11 protein-coding genes are annotated in these 11757 nt (G+C 47.7%); all 11 read right to left on the bottom strand.

Going from position 1 to position 11757, the window contains the following annotated elements; translation table 11 throughout:
• Positions 1-94 precede the first annotated feature (94 nt).
• The 11 genes from MHB46_RS20920 to MHB46_RS20870 all read right to left on the bottom strand — a co-directional run bounded on the left by MHB46_RS20920 (position 95) and on the right by MHB46_RS20870 (position 11727).
• Positions 95-1423: a LysM peptidoglycan-binding domain-containing protein gene (locus MHB46_RS20920; protein WP_165179227.1), complete on the bottom strand. Its 1329-nt coding sequence runs from the start codon at positions 1421-1423 to the stop codon at positions 95-97.
• 126 nt (positions 1424-1549) lie between these two features.
• Positions 1550-2464 carry an RluA family pseudouridine synthase gene (locus MHB46_RS20915; protein WP_328800638.1) on the bottom strand — a complete coding sequence of 305 codons (915 nt, stop codon included), beginning with the start codon at positions 2462-2464 and terminating at the stop codon, positions 1550-1552.
• On the bottom strand, positions 2461-3765 hold the full coding sequence (gene hemL / locus MHB46_RS20910) for a glutamate-1-semialdehyde 2,1-aminomutase (protein ID WP_341163292.1): 1305 nt from the start codon (positions 3763-3765) through the stop codon (positions 2461-2463). The genes MHB46_RS20915 and hemL overlap by 4 nt, the downstream gene beginning before the upstream one ends.
• A 30-nt stretch (positions 3766-3795) precedes the next feature.
• Entirely contained in the window at positions 3796-4794 is a 999-nt protein-coding gene (gene hemB / locus MHB46_RS20905) for a porphobilinogen synthase (RefSeq protein WP_341163291.1), read from the bottom strand.
• A 47-nt stretch (positions 4795-4841) separates the two neighbouring features.
• Complete coding sequence (cobA, locus tag MHB46_RS20900) at positions 4842-6398, bottom strand: uroporphyrinogen-III C-methyltransferase (protein ID WP_103050161.1); 1557 nt, start codon at positions 6396-6398, stop codon at positions 4842-4844.
• A 4-nt stretch (positions 6399-6402) separates the two neighbouring features.
• Entirely contained in the window at positions 6403-7329 is a 927-nt protein-coding gene (hemC, locus tag MHB46_RS20895) for a hydroxymethylbilane synthase (protein ID WP_061828815.1), read from the bottom strand.
• Between the two features lies 1 nt (position 7330).
• Complete coding sequence (locus MHB46_RS20890) at positions 7331-7978, bottom strand: precorrin-2 dehydrogenase/sirohydrochlorin ferrochelatase family protein (RefSeq protein WP_165179223.1); 648 nt, start codon at positions 7976-7978, stop codon at positions 7331-7333.
• A 7-nt stretch (positions 7979-7985) separates the two neighbouring features.
• Positions 7986-8813, bottom strand: a complete 828-nt coding sequence (gene ccsA, locus MHB46_RS20885; RefSeq protein ID WP_061828817.1) for a cytochrome c biogenesis protein CcsA — start codon at positions 8811-8813, stop codon at positions 7986-7988.
• 16 nt (positions 8814-8829) lie between these two features.
• Positions 8830-10224: a glutamyl-tRNA reductase gene (hemA, locus tag MHB46_RS20880; RefSeq protein WP_341163290.1), complete on the bottom strand. Its 1395-nt coding sequence runs from the start codon at positions 10222-10224 to the stop codon at positions 8830-8832.
• Between the two features lie 249 nt (positions 10225-10473).
• A complete protein-coding gene (speD, locus tag MHB46_RS20875; RefSeq protein WP_025365654.1) occupies positions 10474-10872 on the bottom strand; it encodes an adenosylmethionine decarboxylase in 399 nt (132 codons plus the stop codon).
• 267 nt (positions 10873-11139) lie between these two features.
• Positions 11140-11727, bottom strand: coding sequence for a non-ribosomal peptide synthetase module (locus MHB46_RS20870; RefSeq protein ID WP_134904425.1), 588 nt, complete (start codon positions 11725-11727; stop codon positions 11140-11142).
• Positions 11728-11757 lie beyond the last annotated feature (30 nt).

The following is an 11757-nucleotide window of genomic DNA, read 5'->3' as shown; positions in this document are numbered from 1 at the left end:
CTCTTCCCGATCTCAGTCTTTCAATAACTATACCACATCATACATTTCCCATTGACTATAGTCAACACCCGCCGTGCATTTTTCAGCAACCGGATCAAGGGATATACAATACCTGTCCTTCTTCCACATGATGCTCCGCCAATCTGTTATACAGTTGAAGCTCACGTGTGCTGAGCTGATAACGGTCAGCTATGGTTTCCAGTGTATCCTCGCGCTGTACAATGCATAACCGCACCTTACGAAAAGGTGTTTCATCTTGTGTATGAAAAAAAAGGTTCTTCCACTTGGCATTCTCTCGCTCTTCTTCGGCTTTATGATCCTGATCCTGCGGCTCCTGCTCCAACTGCTGCTGGTATTCGGCTTCCTTCACCGAACGGCTGGATTGGAGCAATGATGAGTAGACAACCGGGTCTGGCTCGTCTGCCCCTTCATCCTTTTTACTGTTGAGCGCTACACGCATCTCTGGCTTATCCTCAGTAAAGGTATCATGGGCCTCGTGGTTAACCTGTTCTGACGCTTCAGGCCTGAAGTCGAAGTTATCTACTTGACTCGCTTCCAACTGTGTCTCCAGATAGACCTCGGACTCCGTGGCATGATGCGGTTCAGACAGCAAAGGTTCATATACTATATTAGGAGATGCGGAAGATACTTTAGGCTCATTTCCCCCTGCCCATGCTTCCTCTTGCTGAAATCCCCACACTTCCGGAGACCCATGCTCATGCTTGACCTCGGGAGAGCTGTCTTCAACTGCTTTGCCCGTCCAAGGCTCATAGAATCGGTTAGGATCTACTGCCGACTCATAAGCTTGCTGTTCCGACAATGACTTCTGTTCCTCATGGTCCTTAGACGGCTGTTCCCAAGAAACGGACTCCTGTTGTGCTGGCACTCTGTAGGAAGTTTCAGGATCTGTAACGTAATCGGAGGACGAGTCATTGGTAGAATAGGCCTCTGCATGATGCTCTCCATCGGCGGAAAGGGATTGAACCGGATGCTCAGGTGCATGCACTACGGTAAATTCCTCATCCAGCCAAACCGCCGTCTCCTCCGCGTGCGAGCTTTCCACGCCATGCAAAGAAAGAACGCCTGTAATATTTAGACTACGTAAAGAAAGCAGGTCCACATCAAAATTTTCAATCTCGACAGAGATATCTTCCAATCTCCCTACGCGGTTTAGCGGAATGGTAATTTCCACAGGGATCAAATGATGAAGCTCGCTCGTGATCTGTTCAGGTGTGCGGTACACGCCCTCCAGCAGCAAATGCCCTCGCAAAGCGGCATGGTCGCCGTGGGTTACAACCTGAATGCGTGGCAGAAGCTCAATTTCCTCCAACTCAGCAATCCCGGCAGCTTCCTCCGTCAAATGAATGCGTTCATAAATATCAAAACGCAAGCCTTGCGGCTGATCATTCTGTTGTTTGTTCAAGGATGGCATCCTCCTTTGGGCAGTCTCCGCACATCCTCTGACTTCTGGTCAGGCGCACGGAAACTCCATATTGCAAACCGTTTCTAGGTTCAAGTATATGCGCCAAAATAGAAGGCATGCCATCTTTTATAGCTGTTTGTGTAGCTTTTGAAAATCATCCGGCCAAGCATCCTCCACGGTAATCGTTTCGCCACTCAGCGGATGACAGAAGGTAAGACGCTCTCCGTGCAGCGCCTGCCTGCCAAAATCAGTAGCCCGCCCCCCGTATAATACATCCCCAAGCAACGGGTAGCCAGCATGACTAAGATGTACGCGAATCTGGTGCGTCCGGCCTGTCTCCAGCGTCAGATATACGAGACTCACTGCACTTGGACCGCTTCCCCATACTTCCCCGAGTTCAATATGGGTAACCGCCTTTTGCCCAGTTGGAGATACACGACGGCGCTGCTTATGATGCCTGTCCTTGCCAATCGGCCAATCCAACGTTCGCAGCGATGGGGGTACTTTCCCTCGTACCAAAGCTACATACCTGCGGCCTATATCCTTAGCTCGCATTTGCTCGTCCAGCTTGAGCAACGCAAATTCATTTTTGGCATATAGCACTGGGCCCGTCGTATCCACATCCAGACGATGTACATGCCGTACCGCCGCATGAATGCCATTCATCTCATAGTAGGATGCGACAGCATGATCCAACGTCAGCGGACCATCCTGCACAGCGCCGTCCGGATGTACTGCCATACCTGCCGGTTTATGCACTACCAGGCAAAAATCATCTTCATACAGTACCTTCAAATCATACCAACGAGGGGTGATTCCAAGGTTTATTACAGGAAAAAGGGCCAGCCGCAGCCGGTCCCCTGTAAGTTCAATCTCTTTTGCATGACGCAGTCTGCGCCACAGCTTTTCCGGTAATTTCAAACGATTCAGCAACCACTGATCTACAGCATCAGCATTGTTTTTTTCCCCGTCTGTGATTTCCCGTCCTGGCGTGACTTCCAGCCACGGTCCTCTTCTTTTCCAGCCACCTTGCCAGCTCATAGACGTTTGAGCGCGCGATAGTTCGCCTCAATGGTGGCATCAATATCCTCTACCGTATGCACGCCCGACACAAACATACCCTCAAATTGAGATGGTGCCACACTGACTCCCTCATTCACCATTTCAGTAAAGTAACGGCGGAAGTGGTCCTGATTACTCGTTTTAGCTGTGTCAAAATTGACAACCTTTTCTTCTGTAAAAAATGGACAAACCATGGAACCCACGCGATTGATCGTGACAGGGATACCCAGCTCGCTCGCATTACGTTCGAATCCGGCTTGAAGTCTTGCTGCCCGCTCTTCCAGGCGATCGTATACTTCTGGCGTCAGCAATTTAAGTGTCGAATAACCTGCTGCCATAGCCAGCGGATTTCCGCTAAGCGTACCCGCTTGATAAATTGGCCCCGATGGAGCAATCTGCTCCAGAATATCCCGACGTCCGCCGTAAGCACCTACAGGGAGTCCACCACCAATCACTTTACCCAGACAGGTAAGATCCGGCGTCACACCAAAGCGACCTTGAGCCGAATGAAGTCCAACCCGGAATCCAGTCATCACTTCATCAAAAATCAGCAGACTTCCGTACTGCTGGGTTACCTCACGCAAACCTTCCAAAAATCCAGGCTGTGGCGGTACAACTCCCATATTGCCTGCTACAGGCTCGACAATAATTGCGGCAATCTCTTCGCCAAATTTCTCAAAAGCTAGCTTCACCGAAGCCAAATCATTATAAGGGACGGTGATGGTATGGGTAGCTACGACTTCAGGTACACCCGGACTATCGGGCAAGCCTAATGTCGCAACACCAGAGCCTGCTTTAATCAGCAAACTGTCCGCATGACCGTGATATGATCCCTCAAATTTAAGGATTTTACTACGGCTCGTAAATCCGCGTGCGAGTCGAATCGCACTCATAGTCGCCTCAGTTCCGGAGTTAACCATACGTACAATGTCCATAGAAGGAACACGCTCACATACGAGCTTGGCCATTTCGGTTTCTGCCAACGTTGGTGCGCCGAAGCTGGTTCCTTTTACAACAGCAACCTGTAAAGCTTTAACCACTTCGGGATGTGCATGGCCCATAATAAGCGGTCCCCATGAACATACATAGTCTAAATAGGATTGACCATCAATATCATATACACGCGATCCTTCGCCATGGTCAATATATACAGGTGTAATCCCAACAGATTTAAAAGCCCGTACCGGGCTGTTAACGCCACCCGGAATGTATTGTTTTGCCTCATCAAAGGCTACTTTGGAGTTCGTATCCTTGCGCACTTTCCGTTGTTCGTCGATCAATCTGACCACTCCTATCTTCTGAAAATAGACTTATTGCTTCAACCATCTTGCCGCATCCTTGGCCGAATAGGTAATAATCATATCTGCACCCGCACGCTTCATGCTTGTCAGAATCTCCAGCACCATTGCTTTTTCATCAATCCAGCCTTGAAGAGCGGCTGCCTTGACCATGGCATATTCACCACTAACGTTGTAAGCCACCATAGGCAGATCAAATTGATCCTTAATCGTGCGCATCACGTCCAGGTAAGAAAGAGAAGGCTTCACCATCAGCATATCCGCACCCTCCAGCACATCAGACTCCGCTTCTCGCAATGCTTCACGTGCATTGGCAGGGTCCATCTGATAGGATTTGCGGTCACCAAACTGCGGCGCAGAATCTGCGGCTTCCCGGAAAGGACCATAAAAAGCAGACGCATATTTGACGGAATACGACATAATCGGAATATGTGAAAAGCCTTCCAGATCCAGCCCCTGCCGAATCGCTTGTACAAAACCGTCCATCATATTAGATGGCGCGATAATATCCGCACCAGCTCTGGCCTGAGAAACGGCTGTACGCACCAGCACCTCCAGAGATTCATCATTCAATACTTCACCGCATACCTCACCATCATGCTCATGCATTTGTACCATACCGCAGTGACCATGGTCCGTAAACTCACACAAACAAGTGTCAGCCACAACCAGCAGTTTGGGATAACGAGACTTGATCAAACGAGTAGCTTCCTGAACAATACCATCGTCCACAAAAGCCGAAGTCCCTACACTGTCTTTTGTTTCCGGTATGCCAAACAGGAGCACGGCGGGAATGCCAAGCTCACTAATCTCTTTCAGTTCTTCCTCCAGCCGATCCAGAGAAAAACGGTATACACCTGGCATAGAGCTAATTTCCTGTTTCACCCCAGTGCCAAATGTTACGTAGATCGGTTGGATAAAATCAGCGGGATTCAATACCGTCTCACGCACCATACTGCGAATTGCAGACGACTGACGCAAACGACGATGTCTAGTAAAAGGAACACTCATGAATACAAACCTCCATTTTTTATACATTCATTAGCAAAAACAAAAAATTATAATGTCATAAGAGTACTTGATCGTTTCCAGTCACATAACGATTGGATCAGACTTTCAATGGTTGCCTTCTCTGACATAAAACTCACAGTCAAACCGGCTTGGGTAGCTGTCTCACCGGTCAAAGGACCTATTACAGCAATCGTAACTCCCTCCAGCAGCGACAACGGATCATGGATCCCCATTTGCCTGAGCGCTTCCAGAAAAAAGGTGACGGTTGAGGAACTCGTAAACGTAATCGCATGAATGGCACGTTCCTCAAGCAGCTTGAGGAGCTCGTCATCCTGTGTGTTGGCTGCCAGCACAGTTTGATACAAATCAGCCTCGGTCACATGAAGCCCCATCTCCCTCAGCTTTTCTGGCAGCCACGGCCGTGCTAGATCACCTCTAGGTAGAAATACGTTCTGCCCTGCCTGCAAGTCCTGCTCAAACCCTTCGAGCAAGCCTTCTGCCTGAAAAGGGCCTTCGATCTGTTCTGCCACAATTCCGTGTGTCCGAAGCGCGGCTGCTGTAGCCGGTCCGACTGCGGCAATACGCGCTTTGAACAGCATGCGTACGTCCTTGCCCTGTTCCTTTAAGTGCGTGAAAAAGTATTCAACTCCATTAACGCTGGTAAAAAACACCCAATCATATTCAGGTAGTCGCGCAAATGCCTCTTTAATTTCCTGTTTGGTTGACTCGTCCGAAGGGGCGACAGTCTGAATAACTGGAAATTCATAAGGCTCGCCGCCAAGCTCCTCAATCCGGTGAACCAGACTGCTGGCCTGCGCACGCGCGCGAGTAACCAAAATCCGCTTGCCAAACAAAGGCATGTCCTCAGCCCATTTCAACTGTTCACGTTGATTGACCACTTCTCCGACAACGATGACGGCGGGAGGTTGAAAATTCGCGGCCTTCACCTTAGCTTCAATATCCGCCAGCGTACCCACCAGCGTATCCTGCTCGGCGCGGGTCCCCCAACGGATCAAGGCAACAGGAGTATTTGACGGCTTGCCGTGTTTTATCAGCTGTTCACTGATATAGCCGATCTTGGCTACACCCATCATAAAGATCAGTGTGCCCGTTGCGTTCGTCACTTTATCCCAATGAATACTTTTGTCGAGTTTATCGGGACTTTCATGACCTGTAATGATAGACAGCGATGAGGCCATATCCCGGTGTGTGACTGGAATGCCCGCATAGGCGGGCACACTGATTGCTGATGTGATGCCGGGTATAATTTCATAAGAAATACCATGTTTACGCAGTAGCCCGGCTTCCTCGCCGACTCGTCCAAATATAGTGGGGTCTCCCCCTTTAAGACGAACAACTGTTTTTCCTTCCAAGGCCAAATCCACCAGCAGCTGATTAATTTCCTCTTGCTTCATGGTGTGACGATCTGGCAACTTGCCGACATAGATTTTTTGGGCACCTGGCTTCATCAATCCCAAGAGGCGCGGGCTTGCCAGTCTGTCGTATACAATGACATCGCCCAATTGAATGCATTCCCAACCCTTGACCGTAATTAATCTTGCGTCTCCTGGTCCTGCACCTACCAAATATACTTTTCCTGCCATGCTATCATCCCCTCACCTGCGCAAGAATCTGTTCCGCTCCTTTGGCTATCAAACTGGCCGCCACCGCTTCTCCCAGCTTTTGCGGATCATTTCCCTGGAGCGTTTCCTTCAAAATAACCTCGCCATCTGGCGAGCCTACCATGCCCGTGAGGCTGATTTCTTGACCAGCCCAGACCGCATGAGCCCCGATCGGCACTTGGCACCCCCCATTTAACACGCCCAGAAAGGTTCGTTCTGCCGCAACGGTAGCCGAGGTATCCCGATCGTTGTAAAGGCGCAGCAAGGCCAGTAGCTCTTCATCGCTCGCACGACATTCAATACCTAGCGCTCCCTGCCCGACTGCCGGCAAACAGTCTTCTTCCGGTATATAGGACGTAATTCGCTCTTTCCAGCCCATCCGATGCAAGCCTGCTGCCGCCAAAATGATAGCGTCAAAACCTTCCGTCTCCAGCTTTTTCAGACGGGAATCAATATTACCACGCACAGGCTCCAATTGTAGATCAGGTCGCATGGACTTGATTTGACTGGCTCTGCGCAGACTGCTCGTGCCCACCTTTGCCCCTTGAGGCAAATCCTCCAGGCTCTTGGCGCCCAATGTGATCAGGCAATCACGCGGGTCCTCACGGCGCGGCACAGCGCCGTTAACAAGCCCTTCCGGCAATTCGGAAGGCATATCCTTCATACTATGTACTGCCATATCAATCTCACCAGCCAGCATGGCCTGTTCAATTTCTTTGACAAAAAGCCCTTTGCCACCCACTTTGGACAAGGTTACATCCAATATTCGATCACCCTTGGTCAGGATTTTCTTCACGACAAATTGCAAATCCATTCCATGCTTTGCGCACAGCGCGTTCAAATCTTCAATGACATGCCCGGTCTGAGTTAACGCCAGCGCACTCTGTCTGCTGCCTACCACAATTGTTCGCATGTTATTCCTCCTGATTTTGCGCAATCCATAGGTCTATTTCTTTTTCGGTCCAAGCCATAAATTCATGACGCCGTATTTGATCCAAAATTCCGCTACTCGCCAAGCGCCTCAGTAGTTTGGTCCTTTGCTGTGGGGAACTTATCTTACGTTTGATGATCTGTCGCATATCGTGCATGAAATCCAGATATGGCTCGTATTCGCTACCAAACAACGTATTCAAAGCTGATGTAATATCAGTGGTCACAGCAGGGCCAGCCCCTTCTGTGGAAATACTAATCGTCAGTCTTCCTCGTCGAATGATACCCGGCGTTATAAAGTCTCCCTCTTCCGATCGATCCGCCACATTTACCAGTATACCCCTTTGTCTGGCCTCATGCGCAACCTCATAATTCACTTCTCTCTGGTTCGTCGCCGCATATACAAGAAAGGCTCCCTGGAGGTCACCCTCGCGATATACGCGATTTACCCAGTGGAGCTGCTTGTGATCCGCCAGAACCTGTAAATCCGGCGTTATATTCGGGCTAATGACGGTAATGAATGCCCCACTTTCCATCATCCCCTTTACCTTTCGTTCCGCAATCCTACCGCCACCTACAACACAACAGATCTTATTCTTACAATTCAACGAAATCGGGACAAAATGCTGCAAAAGGCTTTCACTCTCCCGTCCACTGATGAAATACAGACCAGGAATTCAGCAAAAAATTAAGAATCAATAGCGTGTAGCCCACCAATGCCCACTTTGCCATGACAAGCCCTGAACGCTGATTCAATCTTTTGCTCACTAAAAATATAATATACACGCACAAGGCAATCGCTGTCATCAGCACCTTGGTATCTAGCAAAAGACGCCAGCGTTCCTCGGCAATAATAGAAATAACGGCAACTACAATAGAGACTCCCAACAAAGGAGTACCAATCAACAGCGCCATATGCGTATACCGATCCATCATTTCCAGACTCGGCAGGCGTCTGATCGTGTCATTCCATTTCTTTACTTTCAATTTACGATGCAAAAACAGATATAACCCCGAAAATACAGCTGCTACCGTCATTGCTACAAAACCAAGATTAGCCAGCGCAATATGAATCAGGAGCAGACCATGAACTGTATGCCAATTTCCAAGTGGGTTGTCGAGAGGCTCCATCCATATATTGTTGAGCACTAGCACTGCAAAACTAATAATATTAAGCAACAATACCGCAAATTCGGATCGCTGATAACGTGTCAGAATCAAAGAAATCAGTACCAAAATAACTGAGAACAGAAATAGAAAATCGTAGGTCACAAAAATAGGAAGATGCCCTTCATTCCAGGTTCTTATCCCCATATAAGCAAGCTGGAGCACCAGAACGACAACAAGAAGCCCTGTACCTGTCCGTTTAGCATTCGCATTGCGACGAATCCCATCCGAGAATACAAACAGAAGGCTCAGGGCAAAAACATAAATCATTGAATCATATATAAGCATGCCTGAAGCCACTTCTGTTCACCCACCTTTACAGGCTGGCCGGCGCAAACGACGCTGGCAAAGCCTGAGCCTGAACGGTTTTTTCATGAACACCGGCTTCCGGTTTCATTAACGCAGACGCATCGCTTTTATCTACTTTCTGAGCGGCGTCATCCAAACGATCCTCTAGAGCAAAAATATGGCTAAACATGTCTAGGGCCTCATTTCCCTGCTTTTGAACAGCCAGTTCCTTTACCCGATTGATCGGATCATGCATCATCTGATTCAGCATACTTTTCGTCAAGCGGCTAATCACTTTGCGTTGCCGTTCATCCAGCTCGGGAAGCTTATTGAACAAGCTTTCCAACGTATCCTGATGTACAGACTCCGCTTTTTCTTGTAATGCACGAATCACCGGACGCACTCCCATCGTTTTCAACCATTGATAAAACTCGCTAAGCTCATCTTCGATCATGTGCTCGATTTTTGTAGCTTCGGTACGGCGCATTTCCAAATTGCTCTCCACGATCCCTTCCAGATCATCAATATCGTACAGGAAAACATTCTGTAATTCACCAATAGCCGGGTCGAGATCACGTGGAACCGCAATATCAATCATAAACAAAGGACGGGACTGTCGACGTTTCATACTTGCTTCAACCCGAGTCCGATCCAGAATATAACCCTGGGCACCTGTCGAGCTAATGACAATATCCACATCCGCCAACCGATTCATACCTTCCTCCATCGTAACCGGCGTTCCATGGAACTTGGAGGCAAGGTCTTCAGCACGGGACAAGGTTCGGTTTGCTACAATAACCTCGGCTGCTCCACCGCTGTACAAATGCTTAACGGTAAGCTCGCTCATTTTACCAGCACCGAGAATCAGTACCTTTTTATCGGTAAACATCCCGAAAATCCGTTTGCCCAGCTCAACTGCTGCATAGCTGACAGATACGGCACTTTCTCCAATAGACGTCTCCGAATGGGCACGCTTGCCCAATGTGACGGCCTGCTTAAACAACATATTAAACCACGTTGCCGTAATTTTCTGGGATTGAGCCTGAAGAAAAGCGTTCTTTACCTGTCCCAAAATTTGTGTTTCTCCGATTACCATAGAATCAAGGCCACAAGTCACACGGAACAAATGCCGAATCGCCTGCTCGTCCTCATATATATATAAATGTTGTGTAAATTGATCACGCGGAATGCCAAACCATTGCTCCATAAAACTGCGTATAAAATAACCGCACATGTGAAGGCGGTCCACCACAACATATATTTCAGTCCGATTGCAGGTTGCGACAACTACGCCCTCCAACACACTTTTGGTAAGTTTGAGTTGTTTCAGCGCTTTTGGCAAATCTTCTTCTGCAAATGTAAAACGCTCTCTGACTTCCACAGGCGCCGTACGATAATTCAACCCAACAACGACGATGTGCATTGCAAATTCACCTGCCTAAACTGTAATAAGAATAACCACTGTTATCATAAACTATGTTAATTATATCACAGAAGTCCGAATCTCCTCCGGCTGTTTTATGAATTGTTTATGAAAATTGGATGGCTTTCATGAACATCTAGCACGTTCTGTATGATTTGATTTAGTGTAGACCACTTTTAAAACAAATAACCATGGAAATGTTCCATGGTTATAATATAGGACGCACAAATGGCTCCATAAAAGAACGATTTACACCAACTCGGCCAGCTTGCACTCCGGTGATTCCACCTGAAGTTCTCCCAAGCCGCGAATCAGCTTCTTCGCATATGTTTTTTTCGGTTTTAGAACGGATACCAGGTAATCAATAGCCAGCTGCGGATCAACAGTCTCACCGCAAGTATAACAATCAATAGCGGCAAATCCTCTCTCAGGATACGTATGAATAGAGAGATGACTCTCCGACAACAGTACAAGCACGGTAGCTCCCTGTGGTTCGAATTGCTTGGATTGAACGGACATCACCGTTGCTCCGCAAGCTTCAGCTGCTTCAACTAATTGAGCCTCCAAAAACTGCGCATCATTCAGTAATTCAAACTCAACACCCCAAGTATCTACGGCAACGTGTCTTCCGAAAGTTGAGTACTCCAATTCCATCTTTCGGTTCCCCCTTCCTAGGAATAAAATGTTTGAAAAAATTTCATCCGCTAGGACCTACGTCATTCACTTCCCGAGGGAATAACCTCTCGCAACATTCAATGTCCTGAGTGAACCCTGGTTCCTATATTCATTTTCAACGAGATTAAAAATAACATCTATGTGCAGCAAATGCAATCATTTTTTTGGAATAAAAAAGCCCCTTTCGGTAAAGAAAGGGACTACACTGCATAACGATTCATTCCATGTATTCATGCCTTATTAAGCTTCCAGTGCAAATAATTTCGAGCAACTCATTCGAAGCTTGTGGTCAATCTGTTCCAACTCCGAGAAAGTACGCGCCAAATTCCGCTGGTCAAGCAACGAATTAATGAGATGATATACGTCTGATATTTCATTTTCGACGTTCTGATGCTGAAAAAGCTGTTGCAGTTCCTGAACCGTATTTTTATATTCAAATACCAGCCTGGAGCCTACGGCATTCTTCTCCATAATTTTACGAACCGTACCTTCATTATAAAAATACACCATAGTGAATCCTTGATACATTCGGTAAACGATGCCTTCGCCCTTAAAACGAACAAAAAGTTTGCGTATAAACAGGGTTAGTTGCGGATGAATTAAGCGGCAAGTCAATTCACACACAAACGCTCCCTCTTGGGCTTCAAAAAACAAATGAACTTCCTCACCCGCACTATGCTCCAGAACGATTTCCTGTCTTCCGTTATCTAGAACTTTAATATAGTAATGCACCTGGGGATCATCCACTGCCCGCAAAAATTCGTCCATTTGAGTTTCCGACAAGGTCAAAGTGGTTTTAACATACTCTGTGGCTAACCGCTGAGCCATACCAATCTCCTCAATTCTTTCCTGAACCTA

This window comes from Paenibacillus sp. FSL H7-0703 (genome assembly GCF_038003485.1).
GTDB lineage: Bacteria > Bacillota > Bacilli > Paenibacillales > Paenibacillaceae > Paenibacillus > Paenibacillus polymyxa_B.
The sequence above is the reverse complement of the archived record's forward strand: the minus strand, read 5'-3'. Positions and strand labels throughout refer to the sequence as shown.